The sequence below is a fragment of the Pseudomonas sp. JR33AA genome, assembly GCF_021378985.1.
In the GTDB taxonomy this organism is placed as follows: Bacteria; Pseudomonadota; Gammaproteobacteria; order Pseudomonadales; family Pseudomonadaceae; genus Aquipseudomonas; species Aquipseudomonas alloputida.
This window is the reverse complement of sequence record NZ_JAJSAW010000002.1, coordinates 224,715-245,887: the sequence shown is the minus strand read 5'-3', so window position 1 is coordinate 245,887 and position 21,173 is coordinate 224,715. Positions and strand designations below refer to the sequence as shown.

The following is a 21,173-nucleotide window of genomic DNA, read 5'->3' as shown; positions in this document are numbered from 1 at the left end:
AAACTCCTTTGCAATGCATGTCTTGGGTGAGCGCTGCCTGTCAAGGCTACCCGGCGTGGCCCCGATCCACTCAAGCGCTCAATCTGGCCTGTGCCGCCAGCCGGCTGATCGCGCTGTCCAGTTCATCCAAGGCCTGCTGGGCCTGCGGATTGTCCTGTTTCAGCAAGGTCTCGCTGCGTTGGCACGCTGCCCGCAACTGCGGTACGCCGCAATAGCGTGAGGCACCATTCAGACGGTGGACTTGCTCGATCAGGCCATTGCGGTCATCGGCTGCGCGGGCGGCGCGTATGGCTTCGCGGTCCGTATCCAGGGAGGCCAGCAGCATGCTCAGCATGTCAGCCGCCAGATCTGCCTTGCCAGCGGCCAGGCGCAGGCCCTCTTCGGGGTCGAGTACCTGCAGTTCGTCGCTATTGGTCAGTAGCTCGGCCTGCGCCTGCTGCGGTGTGCCCAGGCTCAGGCCGGTCCACTTCATCACCACCTGGGCCAGTTGCCGTTCGCTGATCGGTTTGGTCAGGTAGTCGTCCATGCCGCTGTGCAACAAGGCGCGCTTTTCGTTGGCCATGGCATGGGCAGTGAGGGCGACGATCGGCAGCGGGTTACCGCTCTGGGTGTTTTCCCACAGGCGGATCTGTTCAGTACAGGCACGGCCGTCCATGCCGGGCATCTGCACATCCATCAGCACCAGGTCGAACAACTCGTCCTGCACGGCCTGTACCGCCGCATAACCATTGTTGACGGCCAGCACCTCGGCACCCAAGTCTTCGAGCAGGGTTTTGACCAGCAGCAGGTTGGCGGCATTGTCGTCGACGCAGAGTATTTTCGGTCGTCGCTGGCCATTGGCGTTGCTCACCTCGGCCAGCGGACGGCGAGGTTGCACAAGTTCCAGCAAGAGACGCCGCAGCTTGCGGGTGCAGGTCGGCTTGGACAGCAACTGGCCATGGCCGTTGGGCAGGTACGGGTGGTACAGCGCCTGCTCGGTGGTTGGGCACAGCACCACGCATTGGCAGTGGTAGCGCTCCAGCTGCTGATGATAATGGCCCAGTTGCTCGGGCGACAGATTACCCAGGTTGGCCCCGAGCACCGCGAAGTCGAAGGGCAGCCCGGCCTGGCTGGCGGCCTGCACCCCCTGCAGCAACTGGTCGTAGGTGGCGAACAGGCTCACGCTTAGGCCGCAGTCTTCCAGCTGGTGCTCCAATGCCTGGCGCGCCAGTTCGTGGCCATCGACAATGGCGGCACGGCGGCCCAACAATGGCTGCGGTGGCAGCGCTTCGGTATCGTCATGAGCCTTGGGCAGGTTGAGGCTGATCCAGAACTGCGAACCTTCGCCCGGGGTACTGTCGACGCCGATCTCGCCGCCCATCTGTTCGATCAGGCGCTTGGAAATCACCAGCCCCAGCCCGGTGCCACCAGGCTGGCGGGCCAGTGAGTTGTCAGCCTGGCTGAAGGCCTGGAACAGTGTGCGCACATCCTGTGGTGACAGGCCGATGCCGGTGTCCTGCACGCTGATGCGCAACTGCGCGCAGTCTTCGTGCTCGTCTTCCAGCATGGCGCGCACGACGATGGTGCCTTCGCGGGTGAACTTGATGGCGTTGCTGACCAGGTTGGTGAGGATCTGCTTGAGGCGCAACGGGTCGCCAACCAGCGAAGCAGGCGTATCGCGGTAGATCAGGCTCAGCAATTCCAGCTGCTTGGCGTGCGCGGCCGGAGCGAGGATGGTCAGGGTGTCCTGGATCAGGTCGCGCAGGTTGAACGGTATGCTGTCGAGCACCAGCTTGCCGGCTTCGATCTTGGAGAAATCGAGGATCTCGTTGATGATTCCCAGCAAGTTGTCAGCAGACTTCTCGATGGTGTTCAGGTAGTCGAGCTGGCGCGGTGTCATCTCGCTTTTTTGCAGCAGGTGGGTAAAGCCGAGGATGCCATTGAGCGGGGTGCGGATTTCGTGGCTCATGTTGGCCAGGAACTCCGACTTGATGCGGCTGGCCTCAAGTGCCTCTTTGCGCGCCATGTCCAGCTCGATGTTCTGGATTTCGATGGTTTCCAGGTTCTGGCGCACGTCTTCGGTGGCCTGGTCGATGCTGTGTTGCAGTTCTTCGTGGGCGTTTTGCAGGGTTTCGGCCATGCGATTGATGCCGTGGGCCAGTTCGTCCAGCTCATGGCTGCCCAGGGTCGGCAGGCGTTCTTCGAGGTGGCCGTCCTTGAGCTGATTGACCGCGTGCTTGATGCGCTCGATGGGGTCGTTGATGGTGCGGCTCATGCGCAGCGCCAACAGGCCGCTGAGTGCCAGGCAGGCGAGGATCAGCAACAGGCTGGTGAACAGGTTGCGGTAGCCGCGCAGCAGCGTGCCGTCGTGCGACAACTCGATCTCTACCCAGCCCAGCAGGCGCTCGGCTTCGGCCGGCACGGCGTCGGTGGCCAGGTCGCGGTGGTGGCCGAACACCGGCATCAGGTAGCGGGTGGCGTCGTTGCCACTGCGCTGCAGTAATTGGGTGCCGGTACCGCCGCTGGGCGGCAGGTTGAGCATGCTCGGGCCGGCGTGGGCCAGGCGCGTGCGGTCCGGGGCCAGAAACGCCACTGCGCGCACATCGGCCTGCTCCAGGGTTTGTGCGGCAATTCTCTCCAGTTGCGCAGGCGCGAGCCGGGCCATGGCGGGTGCGGCCAGGGGCGCCAGTTGTTCGGCGATCATCTTGCCGCGCTGCAGCAGCTGGGTGCGCAGGTCGTTCTGTTGCAGCCAGGTGAAGTAGCTACCCAGCACCAGGGCCATCAAGCCGGCCGGTAGCAGTGCCAGCAGCAGTACCCGGCTGCGGATTCCCAAGCGATCGAGCACACTCGCCTCCTCTGATGTGCCTGAATGCCGTCAAGTGGCAACGGCCAAGCCGCGAAGTTACTCCGCCTGCCGCACCATTGCATCTCTTTAGTACGTGTTATGCGACGTTGCCGGGACATTGGTCGCAGTGCGGTTGCCTGGCAGGTGGCGAATGCTCAATAATCACGCAATTGAGAATGTATGACAGTTGCCAATGAATCCTGTGTCTATTTACAACACCAACATCCTTGCCATCGAGGACGACCCGGTGCTTGGCGCCTATCTGCAGGAAGAGCTGCAGCGTGGCGGTTTCCAGGTCACCTGGTGCCGCAATGGCCTGGAGGGCCTGGAAACGGCTGGCCGCCAGGCTTTCGATGTTGTGCTCATGGACATCCTGCTGCCTGGGATGGACGGGCTGGACGCCTTGGCGCAGTTGCGCAGGCACAGCGCGACCCCGGTGATCATGATGTCGGCGCTGGGGGCCGAGGCGGATCGTATCAGCGGCTTTCAGCGCGGCGCCGACGATTACCTGCCCAAGCCATTCAGCATGGCTGAGTTGCAGGTGCGCATCGAGGCGATTCTGCGCCGCGTGGCATTGGAGAGGCGGCATCACGGCCCGCTGGAGCAACCCGGCTGCGGCGAACTGCAGTTCGATGAGGGGCTGTGTGACGTGTGCCTGAATAGCCGCCTGGCAGGCCTGACCCCCAGCGAATACCGCCTGCTGGACATCCTCAACCGCAACTTCGACGAAGTCCTCAGCAAGCCGTTCCTGTACCAGCAGGTGTTGCAGCGCGGCTATTCACGGCATGACCGCAGCCTGGACATGCACGTCAGCCAGATCCGTCGCAAGCTCAAGGGCATCGGTTATCACGAACGGCAGATCCGCACCGTGTGGGGCAAGGGTTACGTGCTCAGTGCCAGCGAGGCGGAGTAAACCATGCTAGACCGCCATTCGCTGTTCTGGAAGCTGGCCATCCTGCTGGTGGGCTTCTGCCTGCTGATGATCGGCCTCAGTTATACCTGGGGCCGGCACATGGAAACCCAGAATGCCTTCCTCTCGGAGCCGGCACGGCAGACCTTGCGTGGGTATGCCGCCGAAGCTGAACAGGCCTGGCGCAGCGGCGGGCGGGCAGGGCTGGACCAGTGGGTGGCAGCCATGCATCAGCGCGAACGGGGCTGGGTCGGCGTGCTCGACATCAACCTGCGCCCGCTCGACAACGCCACACTCAACCCACAGATCATGCAGCGTCTGACCCGCCTGCGCGGTGTCGATTGGCCGATGAGTCGGCGCAGCGTCGACCAGCCGTGGGTGCGCATACCGTTCCCAGGGGCGCCGGAGCAGGGCATGCTGGTGATCGAACTGCCGCAGCGCTTCAATCCGGGCCAGCACCGCTTGCTGTGGCGCATTGTCACCAACGGCATCATCCCGGGGCTGTTCACCTTGCTGTTGTGTGTCGGCCTGTACCGCATGCTGATCGTGCCACTGAATCAACTTCGCGAGCAGGCCAATGCCTGGCGGGCCGATCAGCTGTCCGCCCGCCTGGACTCGCGCACCATCGCCCGGCATGACGAGCTGGGCGAACTGGCGCGGGCCTTTGACCAGATGGCCGAGCGGCTGCAAGGTACGGTGGCGATGCAGCAGCAGTTGCTGCGCGACCTGTCCCACGAAATGCGTACGCCGCTGAGCCGATTGCGGGTGGCGTGCGATGGCGAAACCGACCTGCAACGCCTGCGCGAGCGCCTGAGCCGTGAAGTGGACTGCATGCAGCAACTGGTCGAAGACACCCTGCAACTGGCCTGGCAGGACGCCGAGCGTGCGCCGATGAACCTTGAACCCATCGAAATCCACGCGCTTTGGGAGCTGCTGGCCGAGAATGCCAGCTATGAGAGCGGCTGGTCGCCCGCGCGCCTGCGCTGCGAAGTACCGGCCGACTGCTGGGTGCAGGGCAACCTCAATCACCTGGCTCAGGCGCTGGAGAACATCTTGCGCAATGCCATTCGTCATTCGCCGGCCGAAGGTGTGGTGCGGCTGGGTGGGCAGCGCGAAGGCAGCCATTGGTGGCTGTGGCTGGAGGATGAGGGTGGCGGTGTGGCTGAAGAGGACCTGGAGCGGATTTTTGCACCATTCTCGCGGCTGGACGGTTCGCGGCCGGGGGATGGTGGCTTCGGCCTGGGCTTGAGCATCGCCCGCAGTGCCATTCAGCGCCAGGGCGGCACATTGTGGGCTCAGAATGGCAAACGCGGGTTGCGCTTGTGGATGAGGTTGCCGTTGCATGTGCCGGCCTCTTTGCGGGTAAACCCGCTCCTACAGGTCAGCGGATCGCCGTAGAATCGGGTTTGCCCGCGAAGAGGGCAGCATTTGTCACGCCGTTATAGCTTGTAGCTATATGCACTACAGATTGCGTGATATGGCCGCGAAGGGTTTGCCGGTATGATAGGCACCCCTGCCGTCCGGATTGCGAAATACGCCATGACCTTGCAGTACCCAACCATCGCCGATTGCGTCGGCAATACGCCACTGGTTCGCCTGCAGCGCATCGCTGGCGAAACCAGCAATACCCTCCTGCTCAAGCTCGAAGGTAACAATCCTGCCGGCTCGGTGAAAGACCGCCCGGCACTGTCGATGATCGCTCGCGCCGAACTGCGGGGCCAGATCAAGCCAGGCGATACCCTGATCGAAGCCACCTCCGGCAACACGGGCATCGCCCTGGCGATGGCGGCGGCGATCAAGGGCTACAAGATGATCCTGATCATGCCCGACAACTCCACTGCCGAGCGCAAGGCCGCCATGACGGCCTATGGCGCCGAGCTGATCCTGGTGTCCAAGGAGGAGGGTATGGAAGGCGCCCGTGACCTGGCCGAGAAGCTGCAGGCCGAAGGCCGTGGCCTGGTGCTCGACCAGTTCGCCAACGGCGACAACCCGATCGCCCACTACAACAGTACCGGCCCGGAGATCTGGCAGCAGACCCAGGGCACCATTACCCATTTCGTCAGCTCCATGGGTACCACCGGTACCATCATGGGCTGCTCGCAGTACCTCAAGGAACAGAACCCCGCGGTGCAGATCATCGGCCTGCAACCGATGGAAGGCTCGGCTATTCCCGGCATCCGCCGCTGGCCCGAGGAGTACCTGCCGAAAATCTTCGACGCCACCCGCGTCGACCGCGTGGTCGACATGTCGCAGCAGGAAGCCGAAGACACCACCCGCCGCCTTGCCCGTGAAGAGGGCATTTTCTGCGGCGTGTCTTCGGGTGGTGCGGTCGCGGCCATGTTGCGCCTGTCCCGCGAAGTGGAAAATGCGGTAATGGTTGCGATCATTTGCGACCGCGGCGACCGTTATCTGTCCACCGGCCTGTTTGATCCACGCTAAATGTCCAAGAAAAAAAGCAACAGCGGCCTGCGCTTCCAGCCGGCTGGCGGCAATCGCACCCCGCAGGTCCCCGTAGGCAAGAAGCAGCGCCTGGACATCGAGCGCCTGGCCGGTGACGGCCGTGGCATCGCCTTCCTCGACGGGCGCACCTGGTTCGTCAGTGGTGCCCTGGCCGGTGAGGCCGTAGAGGCGCGGGTGCTCAACGCCCGTGGCAAAGTGGTCGAGGCCCGCCTGGAGCGGCTGCTGCAGGCCAGCCCCGAGCGCCGTGAGGCACCGTGCCGCCATTATGCGCGCTGTGGTGGCTGCAACCTGCAGCATCTGCCGCATGAAGCGCAGCTGGCGCTCAAGCAGCGTACCCTTGCCGAGCAACTGCAGCGGGTGGCCGGCGTGCAACCCGAGGAATGGGCCGCCCCCCTGAGCGGGCCGGAATTCGGCTACCGGCGCCGGGCCCGCGTGGCCGTGCGCTGGGACGTCAAGGCGCGCCAGCTGGAGGTTGGCTTCCGTGCCGAAGCCAGCCAGGACATCATTGCCATCGACGATTGTGCAGTGCTGGTACAACCCTTGCAGTCCATTTTGCGCCACTTGCCGACTGTGCTGCGTTCGTTGAGCAAGCCGCAGGCGCTGGGCCACGTGGAGCTGTTCAGCGGCACCGCCGAGGCGGTGCTGGTGCGCCACGTTGCCCCGCTGCCGGCAGAAGACCTGGTAAAGCTGCAGGCGTTCTGCGAACAGGCCAATGCCCAGCTGTGGCTGCAGGGTGAAGATGAGCCGGCGCCGGTGGACCCTGCCGCGCAACTGGGCTTTGCCCTGGCGCCATGGCAGCTTGAGCTGGCCTGGCGCCCGGGTGACTTCGTGCAGGTGAATGCCCAGGTCAACACGGCGATGATCGAGCAGGCCCTGGCCTGGCTTGCCCCGCAGGCGGACGAGCGGGTGCTGGACCTGTTCTGCGGCCTGGGCAACTTTGCCCTGCCGCTGGCCCGCCAGGCGCGTGAGGTGGTGGCGGTGGAAGGTGTACAGGCCATGGTCGATCGTGCCGCGGCCAATGCCCGGAACAACAATGTGCATAACGCACGGTTTTTTCAGGCCGATTTATCGCAGCCTTTGGCAGGCACCGGATGGGCCGCCGAGGGCTTTTCTGCGGTACTCTTGGATCCACCGCGCGACGGTGCATTCGAGGTGGTGCAAGGCATCGCCCGCCTCAAGGCCAGAAGGCTGGTTTACGTATCGTGCAACCCGGCCACGCTGGCGAGAGACGCCCAAGTGCTGGTCGGCCAGGGGTACCGGTTAAAAAGGGCCGGGATTCTCGACATGTTTCCTCAGACGGCGCATGTCGAGGCCATGGCGTTATTCGAAGCGGGCTAGCTGACTGGCCCCTTGGTGCGGTTGCCACGGAATGGCGGCCGCACGGTGATCGCCAGCACACCCGTATGGTGTGCTGCATGGAAAGGTAAAACAAAGATGGTACAGGTGAGAGTGCACCAGCCGGTCAACACCGACGGCAGTATCAATCTCGAAGCATGGTTGGACCATGTGGTAAGCGTCGATTCGGCACTGGATCGCGCAGCGCTGAAAGAAGCCTGCGAGTTTGCCCTTGAGGTAGAGAAAAAGGGCAACCCGGCCAAGCATTCCTGGGCCGATGGTACGTCCAGCTTCCAGGCAGGCCTGGAAATCGCCGAAATTCTTGCTGACCTCAAGCTCGACCAGGACTCTCTGGTGGCTGCGGTCATCTACCGCTCGGTGCGCGAGGGCAAAGTCACCCTCGCCGAGGTCAGTCAGCGTTTTGGCCCGGTGGTGTCCAAGCTGATCGACGGCGTGCTGCGCATGGCCGCCATCAGTGCCAGCCTCAGCCCACGGCAGTCGCTGGTGCTGGGCTCGCAGGCGCAGGTCGAGAACCTGCGCAAGATGCTGGTGGCCATGGTTGACGACGTGCGCGTGGCGCTGATCAAGCTGGCTGAACGCACGTGCGCAATCCGGGCGGTCAAGTCTGCCGATGACGAAAAACGCCTGCGTGTCGCGCGTGAAGTGTTCGACATCTATGCGCCGCTCGCGCACCGCCTGGGTATCGGTCACATCAAGTGGGAGCTGGAAGACCTGTCCTTCCGCTACCTGGAGCCCGACCAGTACAAGCAGATCGCCAAGCTGTTGCATGAGCGGCGGCTGGACCGCGAGCGCTTCATCAGCGACGTGATGAACCAGCTGCAGAACGAGTTGCTCGCCACTGGCGTGAAGGCAGACATCAGCGGTCGGGCGAAACATATCTATTCGATCTGGCGCAAGATGCAGCGCAAGGGCCTGGAGTTCAGCCAGATCTACGACGTGCGTGCGGTGCGCGTGCTGGTGCCGGAAATCCGCGACTGCTACACCGCGCTGGGCATCGTGCACACCTTGTGGCGGCATATTCCCAAGGAGTTCGACGACTACATCGCCAACCCCAAGGAGAACGGCTACCGCTCGTTGCACACAGCGGTAATCGGCCCCGAGGGCAAGGTGCTGGAGGTGCAGATCCGTACCCACGGCATGCACGAAGAAGCCGAACTTGGTGTATGCGCCCACTGGCGCTACAAGGGCACCGACGTCAAGCCCAGCTCCAACCACTACGAAGAGAAGATTTCCTGGTTGCGCCAGGTGCTGGAATGGCACGAAGAGCTGGGCGACATCGGTGGCCTGGCCGAGCAGTTGCGGGTCGACATCGAGCCTGACCGGGTGTATGTGTTCACCCCCGACGGCCACGCCATCGACCTGCCCAAGGGCGCCACGCCACTGGACTTCGCCTACCGCGTGCACACCGAGATCGGCCACAACTGCCGCGGCGCCAAGATCAACGGCCGTATCGTGCCGCTGAACTACAGCCTGCAGACCGGCGAGCAGGTGGAGATCATCACCAGCAAGCACGGCAACCCCAGCCGTGACTGGTTGAACTCCAACCTGGGCTACGTCACCACCTCGCGGGCGCGGGCCAAGATCGTCCACTGGTTCAAATTGCAGGCCCGCGACCAGAACGTTGCTGCCGGCAAGACCTTGCTTGAACGCGAGCTCAGTCGTCTGGGCCTGCCGCAGGTTGATTTCGAGCGCCTGGCCGAGAAGACCAACGTCAAGACCGCCGAGGACATGTTTGCCTCGCTCGGTGCGGGCGACCTGCGCCTGGCTCATCTGGTCAACGCTGCCCAGCAGTTGCTGGAGCCTGAGCGTATCGAGCAGATCGAGCTGGTGCCGCGCAAGCCTACCGGGCCGCGTACCGGCAAGCGTGGCGACATTCAGATCCAGGGTGTCGGCAACCTGCTGACACAGATGGCCGGCTGCTGCCAGCCGCTACCGGGCGATGCCATTGTCGGCTACATCACCCAGGGCCGTGGCGTGAGCATTCACCGCCAGGACTGCGCCTCGGTGCTGCAGCTGGCGGGAAAGGAGCCAGAGCGCATGATCCAGGTGAGCTGGGGGCCGATCCCGGTGCAGACCTACCCGGTCGACATCGTCATCCGTGCCTACGACCGCCCGGGCCTGCTGCGCGATGTGTCGCAGGTGCTGCTGAACGAGAAGATCAACGTGCTGGCGGTGAACACCCGTTCGAACAAGGAAGACAACACCGCGCTGATGTCGCTGACCATCGAGATTCCAGGCCTGGACGCGCTGGGGCGCCTGCTGGGGCGGATCTCGCAGTTGCCGAACATCATCGAGACGCGGCGTAATCGTACCCCTTGAGACCGCGGCGTCTGCTTCGCGGGTAAACCCGCTCCTACAGGTAGGGTGCAGATTTCGAAAGCTGCACCTTACCTGTAGGAGCGGGTTTGCCCGCGAAGAAGGCTCCACCGAAAGGACCTGATTGAATGACCTACACCCTCGAAGACCTGCTACACCTCATGGCCCGCCTGCGCGACCCGCAGTACGGCTGCCCGTGGGACCTGAAGCAGAACTACGCCAGCATCGTCCCGCACACCCTCGAAGAGGCCTACGAAGTCGCCGATACCATCGAACGCGGCGATTTCGAGCACCTGCAAGGTGAGCTGGGCGACTTGCTGTTCCAGGTGGTCTACTACAGCCAGCTGGCCCGCGAAGAAGGGCGTTTCGAGTTCGATGGCGTGGTCGACAGCATCACCCGCAAGCTCATCCGCCGCCACCCGCATGTTTTCCCCACCGGTGAGTTGTACGCGCCGGTGGATACCCCCAGCCTGAGCGAAGCCCAGGTCAAGTCGCGCTGGGAAGAAATCAAGGCCGAAGAGCGCGCGGAAAAAAGCCAGCCTGAACAGCTGTCGCTGCTTGACGACGTTCCGGCAGCCTTGCCGGCGCTGTCGCGGGCAGCCAAACTGCAAAAGCGCGCGGCCACGGTCGGTTTCGACTGGCCAGCGGCCTTGCCGGTGCTGGACAAGGTCCGCGAAGAGCTTGATGAAGTGCTGCAGGCCATGGCCGACGGCGATGCCGATGCCCTTGAAGATGAAATGGGTGACCTGCTGTTTGCCACAGTCAACCTGGCACGCCACCTCCAGCAGGACCCGGAACACGCTCTGCGCCGCGCCAATCGCAAGTTCGAACGACGTTTCCGTTTTATCGAACAGGCATTGCGCGACAGCGGCCGCCCCATTGAAGATTGTGACCTTGACGAGCTGGATGCCCTTTGGGGGGAAGCCAAACGTCAGGAAAAGAACCTGCCCAGCTGCGGCTGAGCTGTTGCATAAGTGAGTGAATATTCATGAGCCTTTCCCTTCGCGACCAATTGCTCAAAGCCGGTCTGGTCAACCAGAAACAGGTCTCGCAGACCAATAAAGCTGAAAAGAAACAGAAGCGCATGGAGCACAAAGGCCAGGTCGAAGTCGACGACAGCCAGCAGCGCCTGGCCAAGGAGGCCATGGCTGAAAAAGCCAGGCGCGACCAGGAACTGAACCGCCAGCAGCAGGAAAAGGCCGAGCAGAAGGCCCGTGCGGCGCAGGTCAAGCAATTGATCGAGGCCACTCGTCTGCCCAAGCTGACCACCGAGGATTACTACAACTTCGTCGACGACAAGAAGGTCAAGCGCATCGCCGTCAACGCCCTGATGCGTACCAAGCTGAGCAACGGCGCGCTGGCCGTGGTAGCCCATGCCGGGGGTTACGAGGTTATCCCCCGTGAAGCCGCTTTGAAGATCCAGGAGCGCGACCCTGGCCGTATTCTGCTGCTCAACAGCCATGTCGAGGAAACCGACGAAGACGACCCGTACGCGGCTTACAAGATCCCTGATGATCTGATGTGGTAAACAGCAAATCCCCGCCTTGGCGGTAACGCGGTTCATTCAAAGTCGCGGGGCCGCCGTGCGGCCCTTTCGCGACACAAGGTCGCTCCGGCGGCGGGGCGCTTAGTCCGTTGCACTGTCGTCTTGGTTCCCTCCGTTCGTCGGACATTTCTTAGGATTCCGGCACAACGGCTAGCCTCCAGCTTAGCGTCAGGGATAGCGCTGAACATCCGGTCCAGGAAGGGCCACTACGCCTCGTCGTCCCGACGCTTTATCTGCTGAGGAGACGACAATGAAAATAACCCTGAAACGGTTGGCGTGCCTGGGTGCGAGCTTCACCAGTGCGTTCGCCATCGCCGATGCGGCCAGCCCGCCGGTGCTGTCACCCGCGATTCCCTTCGATGTCACCGCCAATCCCCCCTTCACCCTGGACAACCTGCAACACGATTTCGACGTGCTGTCGTGGCAAACCTTCGTCGCCCTGAACTGGCCTGCCAACGCCGACGGCAGTGCCAACACCTCGGCGAAGATCGGCGCGCCCGGCAAGACGGTGTGGGAATCGTGGAAAGAAAGCTACGAGATTTTCCTGCCCAAGGGGCAGAAACCCGTCGCCTGGGACCAGCAGGCGCCCGTGCCCGCGGCCTGCCAAGGCAAGGGTGACTTGCCGGTGCTGCAACAGATGGGCAAGGTCGCCGGGGTGCTCGATGAGTTTATCCAGCCGTTCAAGACCGGCCCGCTGGTCGACCAAAGCGGCACCTACACGCGCAACGCGATCATGGTCAACCAGCCGATGTTCGATGACATCGTCAACAATGGCCTGTACAGCAAGGAAGGCCAGCAAGCGTTCCTGAGCAAGGCCGACAACCGCATCGCTTTCGCCTGCGGTTCGCAAAAGGCCCAGCAGGTTGGCGCGATCATGGTCAAGTCGGCCTGGAAAGTGCTCGATGGCAGCGACAACCCACAGGCGTTCCACGCCGTCGACGCGCTGGTCTACACCCCCGGCAATGCCGACCCGAACAAGGGGGCGGTGATCCCGGAATCATGCAATGCACAGAAGGTCGGGCTGGTAGGCCTGCACATCGTGCACAAGACCGAGGGCGCACCGCAGTGGGTATGGTCGACGTTCGAGCACGTGCGCAACGTGCCGGAAAAGACCACGCCAATGAACGAGCGCAAGGGGCCTTACCTGTTCTACGACGCCCAGGCCAGCGACCGCCCGGTGAACGAGCCGCCCGCGCAACCGTGGGACCCGTCGAAGAAGGCCATCCCCTCGCAGATCGTGCGTGAAATTCCCATCACCGCCGCCACCCAACAGCTCAACGCGCAGTGGCAAGGCGCGCTCAAGGGCACGGTGTGGGCCAACTACCACCTGATCAGCACACAGTGGCCCACCGCCCCGGCCGATGACTGCCAGGTGCCTTCGCCGACCAACCCGTTAGGTACGCCTGCGCCGAACTTCCTGGCCAACGCCACCCTGGAGACCTACAACCAGGGCACCACCCCGCAGGCTTCGTCCAGCTGCATGGAGTGCCACAACAACGCGACCACCCGCGTGACCCAGTCACCGCGCACCAGCTTCGCCGATTTCACTTTCCTGCTTGAACGTGCCCAATCCACCGGCGCCAAGGAGTGATGCCATGAGCGACCAGAACCTGCAAAACTTCATCGGCGTGTCCGCTGTACTCACTGGCCTGTCGGCCAAGCTGCTGGCGCCTTCCGTCGACCCGATCAACCTGCCGCCGGTGTTCTTCGCCACCGCCCAGCAAGGCATGGGCCTTGAGGCGTTCAGCAGCCTGCTGGAGCTGTACGCCAGCATCCAGAGCCAGCCGCCCGCGCAAATTGCCAGTGCCGTGCTCGATAACGCGAACCCGCAAATCGCCCAGGGCGCCCGCTCGATCATGAAGCTGTGGCTGCTCGGCAGTTGGTACCAACCCTACGACCTGGGCAACGCCCGCACGGGTGACACGCGTGTAGTCTCCGACCAGGCCTACAAGGAGAGCTGGGCGTGGAAGATCGCTCAATCCCACCCCATGGGCTACAGCCAGTTCCACTTCGGATACTGGGGTGAGCAGCCACCGACCCTCAAGCAATTCACCGGTGTTGACGCCAAGGAAGGGCAGCAGCCATGAGCAATGTACAAACCCAGAACATCGAAATTGCCGATGTGATCGTGGTGGGCGCCGGCATGGCTGGCAGTGTCATGGCCTACCAGTTGGGCCTGGCCGGGTTGAAAGTGCTGGTGCTCGAATCGGGCCCGGCCATTCCGCCGAATCGCAGCGAGTACCTGGAGCGCTTTTACACCGCGGTCCTCAAAGCGCCCGAGTCGCCGTACCCACCTGAGCAGAGTGAGCAGACCCCGGCTACGCAGTTCGCGCCACGGGCGACCATCCAGGACCTGATCACCGCGGGTAGCCAAGACCCGAACAAGGCGCAGAAGAGTTACCTGGTGCAGAAGGGACCGCACCTGTTCGCCAGCACCTACGAGCGGGTAGGCGGCGGCACCATGTGGCACTGGATGGGCACGGCCCTGCGCCTGTTGCCCAACGACTTTCGCATGCGTTCTGCGTACAACGTCGGGGTCGACTGGCCGATCAGTTACGACGACCTGCAGACCGCCTACTGCCGCGCCGAGGAGGAGATGGGCGTGTCCGCGGATGTCGCCTCGCAGACATACCTGGGCGTGACCTTCCCGCAGGGCTACAAATACAGCATGCATGGCATCCCGCCGTCGCTGGTCGACCAGGGCCTGGGCAAGCACATCACGGGCACCGTGTACCAAAGCCCGGAGAAGGGGCCCGACGGCAAACCGTACCCAGGTGTCACCCTCAACGTCCGGCAAACCCCGGCCGGGCGCAACTCGCAGAATGATAACGGCCGCCGGGTGTGCGCGGGCAACACCAGCTGTACGCCGATCTGCCCGATCCAGGCCAAGTACGACGCCACCGTGACCATGGCCAAGGCACTGGATACCGGCAACGTGCGCATCCTCTACCAGACTGTGGCGAGCCAGGTGCAGGTCGATGCCAATGGGGTCACGGGGATCGATTTCATCCAGTACCAGAACAATGGTACGCGCCAGAACGGCACGGCCCAGGGCAAACGCTACGTGATCGCCGCCCACGCGATTGAAACGCCGAAGCTGCTGCTCAACTCCATCGGCCCGAACAGCCCTAAAGGGGTCGCCAACAGCAGCGGCCAGGTCGGCCAGGCGTTGGCTGACCACCCGGTTTACCTGGCCTGGGGCCTGATGCCCGAAGGCAAGCCGCTGTTCCCGTTCCGTGGGCCGTTGTCCACTTCGGGGATTGAGGACATGCGTGATGGCCCGTTCCGCAGCCAGCGTGCTGCCTGGCGTATCGAAATCGGCAACGAGGGCTGGAACTGGTCGGTGAACGACCCCTATACCTCGGTCTGCGATTTCATCGACGGCACCAACCACGGCGGCGCAAACCCCAACAAGCTGGCGTTGTCCGGCCAGGCGCTGGTGCAGCAGCTCAACAGCGTGCTGACCCGCCAGTTCCGTCTGGGCTTCTTGGTCGAGCAGGTGGAGAAAGACCCCGACAATGCGTTGTGCCGGGTGGAGAGGAGTACGGAGTTCGCCGACGGCCTGGGCCTGCCTCGGCCGCAGATCACCTACGAACTGTCCGACTACACCAAGGAGGGTTTCAAGCAGGCGCGCCTGGCTGCCACGCACATCATCACCGAGCTGATGGGCGCCACCGAGCTTACCGACCTGAACCCTAAGCTCGAGCCCGGCTCGCAAACGGTGTTCGAGTACGACGGCCAGAACTATGCGTTCTACGGCGCTGGCCACCTGATGGGCACCTACCGCATGGGCTCGGACCGCACCAAGTCGGTAGTGGACAAGGACCAGCGCAGCTGGGACCACCCCAACCTGTTCCTGGTCGGCGACGGCGTGTTCCCCACTACCGGCACCGCCAACCCGACCTTGACCATCACCGCGTTGACTTTCCAGGCCGCCGACGTGGTGGCCAGCGACCTGCTCAAGCGCACCGTGCAGGTGCAGGCCAACCAGGCATGGCAGGGCACAGGCATGCAGGTCAATGGGCAGAGCTGGCAGTTGGCGGTATGCACGGGCGGGCAGTGGACGGCGAACCCGGCCACCGGCATGGTGGGCGCGGCGGGCAACCCAAGGCTGATTGCCAAGCCCGGCTATGCCTTGCCTGGTCAACCTGAAGGGGCGTTGGTCGGGCGTATCGGCAACAGCGGCGTTCCGTTCCTGGTCGGCAACCAGATGCAGTTGCCGCGTGGCCAGCAAGGTGAGTTGCAGTTGTGCATCAATGACGACCTGGACGGGCGTTACGGGGCTGGCCTGAGCGATAACCTGGGCAGCCTGTCGGTGGAGGTGCGTTTCGGGGCGGTGTAGGCCCTGACATGGCAACCCCACAATGCTCCGGCAATGCCGCAGGATTGTGGGGTTGCTCTCTGAGCCCAGGTGAATCAGGGGTTCGCAATGGGCAGGGTCATTGTGTGGCGCGCTGGTTTTCCAGGTCTTCAAGCTCAACGCGGTATTGGTGTGCTTCGTGTTCGTTATGGAACATGCCCACCAGTTGGCCTTGCTGATATACATCCCAGATCCGCACGCCAGCGGCCAGGCCTTCGTGGGACATTCTCGATTCGTCGCGTTCGGTTACTTGGACAGTCATCGGTAAACTCCACTTCTTCAAGATGGCTGCGACAGTGTGTCGCACGTCTTCTTTATAGAGTTTGTTAGCAGACTAAGTAAGTAAAACAGCCATGAAACAAGTTTCATGAAACTCAAAGGTGGGCTGCCTGGGTGGGCTTCTTCGCCGCAAAGAAAAGCCCCGCACTGGGCGGGGCTTCGGGTGTTGCAGGCAGTGGGCGATCAGTTGCCCTTCACCGGTTTGCCATCGACCGTGCCATCCTGCAGCACGATCACGTACTCCTTGCCATCGTTCTCTACCTGGCGCAGTTGCACCAGCAGGTAGTCCCAGTTCTTGGCGAACCACAGCTCGGTGATGCGCTTGCTCTGGCTTGGATCGCGCACGCGCTCGACCTTCACTGCATCGACCTGGCCGGTCTTGGTAGTAACCTTTTCGGTGCCCAGTACGCGGAAGTCGTAGGTGTCGATTTCGTCGCCGTCCACCACCTGGTAGGTCATGCTCTTCTTGCCAGCGGCTACGTCGTGCTGCAGGGCCAACTGGTAGGACGACTTGTCCAGCACGCCACGGTTCAGTGGCAGGCTGACGGCATCGCCACGGTCGCTGCCGGTGACCTTCTTGGTGCTCCAGTCGAAGTTAAGGTCGACCTTCTTGGCCTTGCCCAGGCCGCCACGCTCGAAGTGGTACTTCTGCGGCAGCAGGGTGTCGTTTTCCAGGCGCAGGGTGCTTTGCTCGGTCAAGCTGGCGATCATCATGGAAGCCTTGAAGTTAAGGTCCCAGGTACCGTTGGCATTTTTGACCAGGCTGCGCTCGGCGGTGCCGCTCATGGGTAGCTGCTTCCAGTCGGCGGTGTAGCTGGCCGAGAAGGGCTTCAGATCAGCTGCCTGGAGGGGCAGGGCGAGCACGGCGAGAGCCAAGAGCAGGGCGCGACGCATAAATTCTCCTAGGATCGAATCAAGTGACCGCTGGCTGCCAGTGGCTGGCCGTCCAGTAATGCACCGTGTTCGCCGAGACGCAAGCGCCCTTCAGCGAACCAGCGCACCGCCAGTGGGTAGATCAGGTGTTCCTGATGGTGTACCCGCTGTGCCAGGCTTTCGACGGTGTCATCAGACGCCACCGGTACCACAGCCTGTACGACCAGTGGGCCGCCATCGAGTTCCTCAGTCACGAAGTGTACGCTGCAGCCATGCTCGGCGTCGCCCGCTTCCAATGCCCGGCGATGCGTATGCAGGCCCTTGTACTTGGGCAGCAGCGACGGGTGGATGTTGAGCAGGCGGCCCTGATAGTGGCGCACGAAGTCGCCGCTGAGAATGCGCATGAACCCGGCCAGCACGACCAGGTCCGGGGCAAAGCCGTCGATGCGCGCCATCAGCGCGGCATCGAAGGCTTCACGGCCGTCGAACTGGGTGTGGTCGAGCACGACGCTGTCGATGCCGGCCGCTGCGGCGCGTTGCAGGCCGTAGGCATCGGCGCGGTTGGAAACCACCGCACGGATACGCACAGGGCTGTCCTGCCCTTGGCAGCTGTCGATCAGGGCTTGCAGGTTGCTGCCGGAGCCCGACAGCAGTACCACTACATTGCAGGTCTTGCTCGGCATCAGTGTGCCTTGAGGTTCTGCAGCTCGACCTGGGCAGCGCCTTCGGCGGCTTCGGCGATGTGGCCGATGACCCAAGGTTGCTCACCGGCGGCGCGCAGTTCGTTCAGGGCGGCCTCGACCTGGTCCTGGGCCACGCAGATGACCATGCCCACGCCGCAGTTCAATACGCGGTGCATTTCGTGCTCGTCGACGTTGCCTTTTTCCTGCAGGAAGTCGAACACCGCCGGGCGCTGCCAGCTGGCCACGTCAACCACGGCCTGGGCGTTTTTCGGCAGTACGCGCGGGATGTTGTCCAGCAGGCCGCCGCCGGTGATGTGGGCCATGGCCTTGACTGCGCCGGTGTTCTTGATCAGTTGCAGCAGCGGTTTGACGTAGATGCGGGTCGGCGCCATCAGCAGGTCGGTCAGCGGCTTGCCGTCCAGCTGGGTGTTCTCGATATCGGTAGCCGACACTTCGAGGATCTTGCGGATCAGCGAGTAGCCGTTGGAGTGCGGGCCCGAGGACGGCAGGGCGATCAGCGCGTCACCGGTGGCAACCTTGGAGCCGTCGATGATGTCGGCCTTTTCCACCACGCCTACGCAGAAACCGGCCAGGTCGTAGTCTTCGCCTTCGTACATGCCCGGCATTTCGGCGGTTTCACCACCGACCAGCGAGCAGCCGGCCAGTTCGCAACCGGCGCCGATGCCGGTAACCACGGTGGCGGCCACGTCAACGTTCAGCTTGCCAGTGGCGTAGTAGTCGAGGAAGAACAGCGGCTCGGCGCCGCAGACGACCAGGTCGTTGACGCACATGGCGACCAGGTCCTGGCCGATGCTGTCGTGCTTGTTCAGGTTCAGCGCCAGGCGCAGCTTGGTGCCGACGCCGTCGGTGCCGGAGACCAGCACTGGCTGTTTGTAGCCGGCCGGGATCTCGCAGAGGGCGCCGAAGCCGCCCAGGCCACCCATGACTTCAGGGCGTGCGGTGCGTTTTGCCACGCCCTTGATGCGTTCGACCAGTGCTTCGCCGGCGTCGATGTCTACACCGGCGTCCTTGTAGCTCAGGGAGGGTTGCTTGCTCATTGATCCAGGCCTTTAGGAGGGAGGGATTCTTAAAAACGACCATGACGGCCAAGGCCGGCTGGTAAGCGGCGGCGGTCTGAAACGTCAGTGGTCTGTGAAGGCGCGCGATTTTATCAGGGTTGCCGGGCAGCGGCCATCCTCAGGCCGACGGGCAGGGCGGTAATTGTTGAAAAAAGCGCGAGGGTGGTTGATGCGGTTGCATGTGTATAAGCTGCAAGCAACGAGCTTCACGCTGTGCGACAAAGCAGCCTGGCGCTCGGCCTGCTTTTTCTTGCAGCTTGAAGCTAATGGCTTGAAGCTCGACTGGACAGGAATCCTCCATGCGTTTGTTCACTATTCTGGCAGCCGGTTGCCTGGCCCTGATCTCGGCCACTGCCCTGGCTGAAAATGTCTCCGGCCTTTATCAGGTGCGCGAGCCGGTCACCGGGCCGGGCGCCGAAGCCCGCACTGCGGCCACAGTCAAAGCCCTGGACACGTTGGTGCAGCGTCTGACCGGTGACCCAAAGGCCGTGCAAAGCCCTGCTTTGGCCGAGCTGCGCAAGGACCCACAGCAAATCATCAACCAGGTAGGCAGCGAAGCCGGCCCGCCCGAGTCGGTAGTGGTCGAGTTCGACCCGGGTAGCACCGAGCGGGCTTTGCGCAAGGCTGGCCTGGCTTTGTGGGGCAGTAACCGGCCGTCGATACTGGGGTGGTGGTTGAACGACACCGTTGAGGGCAGCAACCTGGTCGGTGATGGCCAGGCCAGTGCCCAACCCCTGCGTCGCGCTGCCCAGCACCGTGGTCTGCCGCTGCGCTTGCCGCTGGCCGACTTGCAGGAGCAGCTGGTCGCCAATGCCAAGCAGGTCGAAGCCAGCAACCCGGCGCCGCTGCGCGAAGCTTCCGAGCGCTACGGCGCCGATGCGTTGCTGGCGGTACATGCCCAGGAGGCCGACGGCAAGTGGCAGGGCAAGTGGCAGCTGTGGCTGGGCGACCAGCGTGAGCAGGGCACTGCCGAGGGCGCCGACCAGGCCGCCTTGGCTGACGCGGTGATGATGGCGGTGAGCAGCCGCCTGGCGCCGCGCTACGTGACCCGGCCGGGTGCCAGCAGCCAATTGCAGGTGCAAGTGCAGGGCATGAACCTGCAGCGCTATGCCGAACTGGCCCGCGTGCTCGAGCCCTATGGCCCACGCTTGCAGGCGGCTGAAGGCACTACCCTGACCTACGGGGTTACTGGCAATCGTGAACAGCTGCGTGCCCAGCTTGGCCTGGCCAAGCTGCAGGAAGTGCCGGTAGAGCAGGCGCCGGCAGTGCCAGCCATGCCAGGCGCCTCTGCCGGGCAATCCGCGCCTGCGCAGCCGGCACTCGAGCCGTTCGACGGCTTGCGTTTTCGCTGGTAAGGGGCGCTGACCATGACTGACATGCGTCGCTGGATCTGGCTGGGCGCTGCGCTGCTGATCGCTGTGCTGCTATATAGCCTGCACAATATTCTTACGCCGTTCCTGGTTGGCATCATGCTGGCCTACCTGGCCGACCCGCTGGTCGATCGCCTCGAGCGCCTGGGGCTTTCGCGTACCTGGGGTGTGGTGGTGGTGTTCGGCCTGTTCACCCTGTTGCTGTTGGCGTTGTTGCTGGTGCTTGTGCCGATGCTGGCCAAGCAGTTGGTGCGCCTGTACGAATTGGCGCCGCAGATGCTCGACTGGCTTGAGCATGTCGCGCTGCCGTGGGTGCAGGGCCGCCTTGGCCTGGCCGATGGTTTCTGGAAATTCGACAAGATCAAGGCCGCCATCGGTGCGCACATGGGGCAGACCACCGATATTGTCGGCATGCTGCTGTCCCAGGCCACCGCCTCAAGCCTGGCGTTGGTGGGCTGGCTGGCCAACATGGTGCTGATCCCGGTAGTGGGCTTCTATCTGCTGCGCGATTGGGACTTGATGATGGGCAAGCTGCGCGGCCTGCTGCCGCGCCAGCGCGAGCCGCAAGTGATGGGCCTGGCAGGTGAATGCCATGAAGTGCTGGGGGCATTCGTGCGCGGGCAACTGATGGTGATGTTGGCCCTGGGCGTCATCTATTCAGCCGGCCTGATGCTGGTGGGGCTCGAACTCGGTCTGCTGATCGGCATGCTTGCAGGCCTTGCCGCCATCGTGCCATACATGGGCTTCATCATTGGCATTGGTGCCGCGCTGGTGGCCGGCCTGTTCCAGTTTGGTGGCGACCTGTATCCGATGCTGGGCATCGTTGCGGTGTTCATGGTCGGGCAGGCGCTGGAGGGTATGGTGCTGACCCCGCTGCTGGTGGGCGATCGCATCGGCCTGCACCCGGTTGCGGTAATCTTTGCCATCCTCGCCGGTGGTGAACTGTTCGGCTTCACCGGTGTGCTGCTGGCGCTGCCGGTGGCGGCGGTGATCATGGTGCTGCTGCGGCATGTGCATGCCCTGTACAAGGAATCGGATATGTACGCGGGGAATATCGACCCGGAGCTCTGAACACCACGTGTTTCGTCTTGAGCCTTTTCGCGCCCGCGAAATCGAG

General features: G+C 63.3%; 17 protein-coding genes. 12 read left to right on the top strand and 5 right to left on the bottom strand.

Translation table 11 applies throughout. From position 1 onward, the window contains the following. Nucleotides 1-70: 70 nt before the first annotated feature. Nucleotides 71-2,824, bottom strand: a complete 2,754-nt coding sequence (locus LVS58_RS04395) for a response regulator (protein ID WP_233690035.1) — start codon at nucleotides 2,822-2,824, stop codon at nucleotides 71-73. A 193-nt stretch (nucleotides 2,825-3,017) separates the two neighbouring features. Here LVS58_RS04395 and LVS58_RS04390 point away from each other — a divergent pair, with 193 nt between their 5' ends. From LVS58_RS04390 to LVS58_RS04345, 10 genes are all read left to right on the top strand, one after another. After that, nucleotides 3,018-3,737, top strand: coding sequence for a response regulator transcription factor (locus LVS58_RS04390; RefSeq protein ID WP_233690034.1), 720 nt, complete (start codon nucleotides 3,018-3,020; stop codon nucleotides 3,735-3,737). Between the two features lie 3 nt (nucleotides 3,738-3,740). Beyond that, nucleotides 3,741-5,132: a sensor histidine kinase gene (locus LVS58_RS04385; protein WP_233690033.1), complete on the top strand. Its 1,392-nt coding sequence runs from the start codon at nucleotides 3,741-3,743 to the stop codon at nucleotides 5,130-5,132. A 141-nt stretch (nucleotides 5,133-5,273) separates the two neighbouring features. Further along, nucleotides 5,274-6,173: a cysteine synthase CysM gene (gene cysM, locus LVS58_RS04380; protein WP_233690032.1), complete on the top strand. Its 900-nt coding sequence runs from the start codon at nucleotides 5,274-5,276 to the stop codon at nucleotides 6,171-6,173. Next, nucleotides 6,174-7,532 carry a 23S rRNA (uracil(1939)-C(5))-methyltransferase RlmD gene (rlmD, locus tag LVS58_RS04375; RefSeq protein ID WP_233690031.1) on the top strand — a complete coding sequence of 453 codons (1,359 nt, stop codon included), beginning with the start codon at nucleotides 6,174-6,176 and terminating at the stop codon, nucleotides 7,530-7,532. Nucleotides 7,533-7,628: 96 nt separating this feature from the next. Next, nucleotides 7,629-9,869 (top strand): GTP diphosphokinase, encoded by a 2,241-nt coding sequence (gene relA / locus LVS58_RS04370; RefSeq protein ID WP_010952715.1) that lies wholly within the window; start codon nucleotides 7,629-7,631, stop codon nucleotides 9,867-9,869. Nucleotides 9,870-9,994: 125 nt separating this feature from the next. Further along, the gene (gene mazG, locus LVS58_RS04365) at nucleotides 9,995-10,828 is read left to right on the top strand and encodes a nucleoside triphosphate pyrophosphohydrolase (RefSeq protein WP_233690030.1); all 834 of its coding nucleotides are present in this window, start codon (nucleotides 9,995-9,997) and stop codon (nucleotides 10,826-10,828) included. A gap of 26 nt (nucleotides 10,829-10,854) precedes the next feature. Then, the gene (locus LVS58_RS04360) at nucleotides 10,855-11,394 is read left to right on the top strand and encodes a DUF2058 domain-containing protein (protein WP_233690029.1); all 540 of its coding nucleotides are present in this window, start codon (nucleotides 10,855-10,857) and stop codon (nucleotides 11,392-11,394) included. A gap of 268 nt (nucleotides 11,395-11,662) precedes the next feature. Beyond that, nucleotides 11,663-13,003, top strand: a complete 1,341-nt coding sequence (locus LVS58_RS04355; RefSeq protein ID WP_233690028.1) for a cytochrome C — start codon at nucleotides 11,663-11,665, stop codon at nucleotides 13,001-13,003. Nucleotides 13,004-13,007: 4 nt separating this feature from the next. After that, entirely contained in the window at nucleotides 13,008-13,499 is a 492-nt protein-coding gene (locus LVS58_RS04350; RefSeq protein ID WP_233690027.1) for a sorbitol dehydrogenase, read from the top strand. Next, complete coding sequence (locus LVS58_RS04345) at nucleotides 13,496-15,754, top strand: GMC oxidoreductase (RefSeq protein WP_233690026.1); 2,259 nt, start codon at nucleotides 13,496-13,498, stop codon at nucleotides 15,752-15,754. The genes LVS58_RS04350 and LVS58_RS04345 overlap by 4 nt, the downstream gene beginning before the upstream one ends. A 97-nt stretch (nucleotides 15,755-15,851) precedes the next feature. Here the strand turns inward: LVS58_RS04345 and LVS58_RS04340 are convergent, their stop codons facing one another. From LVS58_RS04340 to purM, 4 genes are all read right to left on the bottom strand, one after another. Next, on the bottom strand, nucleotides 15,852-16,034 hold the full coding sequence (locus tag LVS58_RS04340) for a hypothetical protein (RefSeq protein ID WP_003252431.1): 183 nt from the start codon (nucleotides 16,032-16,034) through the stop codon (nucleotides 15,852-15,854). A gap of 200 nt (nucleotides 16,035-16,234) precedes the next feature. Then, nucleotides 16,235-16,945: a DUF3108 domain-containing protein gene (locus LVS58_RS04335; protein ID WP_233690025.1), complete on the bottom strand. Its 711-nt coding sequence runs from the start codon at nucleotides 16,943-16,945 to the stop codon at nucleotides 16,235-16,237. An 8-nt stretch (nucleotides 16,946-16,953) separates the two neighbouring features. Beyond that, nucleotides 16,954-17,607 (bottom strand): phosphoribosylglycinamide formyltransferase, encoded by a 654-nt coding sequence (gene purN / locus LVS58_RS04330; RefSeq protein ID WP_003252434.1) that lies wholly within the window; start codon nucleotides 17,605-17,607, stop codon nucleotides 16,954-16,956. Continuing rightward, nucleotides 17,607-18,665 (bottom strand): phosphoribosylformylglycinamidine cyclo-ligase, encoded by a 1,059-nt coding sequence (gene purM / locus LVS58_RS04325; protein ID WP_233690024.1) that lies wholly within the window; start codon nucleotides 18,663-18,665, stop codon nucleotides 17,607-17,609. The genes purN and purM overlap by 1 nt, the downstream gene beginning before the upstream one ends. A 320-nt stretch (nucleotides 18,666-18,985) precedes the next feature. Between purM and LVS58_RS04320 the strand changes: the two genes are divergently transcribed. Both LVS58_RS04320 and LVS58_RS04315 read left to right on the top strand, forming a co-directional pair. Further along, entirely contained in the window at nucleotides 18,986-20,041 is a 1,056-nt protein-coding gene (locus LVS58_RS04320; RefSeq protein ID WP_233690023.1) for a DUF2066 domain-containing protein, read from the top strand. Between the two features lie 12 nt (nucleotides 20,042-20,053). Continuing rightward, the gene (locus LVS58_RS04315) at nucleotides 20,054-21,127 is read left to right on the top strand and encodes an AI-2E family transporter (protein ID WP_003252442.1); all 1,074 of its coding nucleotides are present in this window, start codon (nucleotides 20,054-20,056) and stop codon (nucleotides 21,125-21,127) included. The last annotated feature ends 46 nt before the right edge of the window (nucleotides 21,128-21,173 follow it).

Bases quoted from the DNA above. Each gene is read 5' to 3' on its own strand.
- LVS58_RS04390 (WP_233690034.1), top strand. From the start codon at position 3,018: ATGAATCCTGTGTCTATTTACAACACCAACATCCTTGCCATCGAGGAC.
- LVS58_RS04385 (WP_233690033.1), top strand. From the start codon at position 3,741: ATGCTAGACCGCCATTCGCTGTTCTGGAAGCTGGCCATCCTGCTGGTG.
- cysM (WP_233690032.1), top strand. From the start codon at position 5,274: ATGACCTTGCAGTACCCAACCATCGCCGATTGCGTCGGCAATACGCCA.
- rlmD (WP_233690031.1), top strand. From the start codon at position 6,174: ATGTCCAAGAAAAAAAGCAACAGCGGCCTGCGCTTCCAGCCGGCTGGC.
- relA (WP_010952715.1), top strand. From the start codon at position 7,629: ATGGTACAGGTGAGAGTGCACCAGCCGGTCAACACCGACGGCAGTATC.
- mazG (WP_233690030.1), top strand. From the start codon at position 9,995: ATGACCTACACCCTCGAAGACCTGCTACACCTCATGGCCCGCCTGCGC.
- LVS58_RS04360 (WP_233690029.1), top strand. From the start codon at position 10,855: ATGAGCCTTTCCCTTCGCGACCAATTGCTCAAAGCCGGTCTGGTCAAC.
- LVS58_RS04355 (WP_233690028.1), top strand. From the start codon at position 11,663: ATGAAAATAACCCTGAAACGGTTGGCGTGCCTGGGTGCGAGCTTCACC.
- LVS58_RS04350 (WP_233690027.1), top strand. From the start codon at position 13,008: ATGAGCGACCAGAACCTGCAAAACTTCATCGGCGTGTCCGCTGTACTC.
- LVS58_RS04345 (WP_233690026.1), top strand. From the start codon at position 13,496: ATGAGCAATGTACAAACCCAGAACATCGAAATTGCCGATGTGATCGTG.
- LVS58_RS04340 (WP_003252431.1), bottom strand. From the start codon at position 16,034: ATGACTGTCCAAGTAACCGAACGCGACGAATCGAGAATGTCCCACGAA.
- LVS58_RS04335 (WP_233690025.1), bottom strand. From the start codon at position 16,945: ATGCGTCGCGCCCTGCTCTTGGCTCTCGCCGTGCTCGCCCTGCCCCTC.
- purN (WP_003252434.1), bottom strand. From the start codon at position 17,607: ATGCCGAGCAAGACCTGCAATGTAGTGGTACTGCTGTCGGGCTCCGGC.
- purM (WP_233690024.1), bottom strand. From the start codon at position 18,665: ATGAGCAAGCAACCCTCCCTGAGCTACAAGGACGCCGGTGTAGACATC.
- LVS58_RS04320 (WP_233690023.1), top strand. From the start codon at position 18,986: ATGCGTTTGTTCACTATTCTGGCAGCCGGTTGCCTGGCCCTGATCTCG.
- LVS58_RS04315 (WP_003252442.1), top strand. From the start codon at position 20,054: ATGACTGACATGCGTCGCTGGATCTGGCTGGGCGCTGCGCTGCTGATC.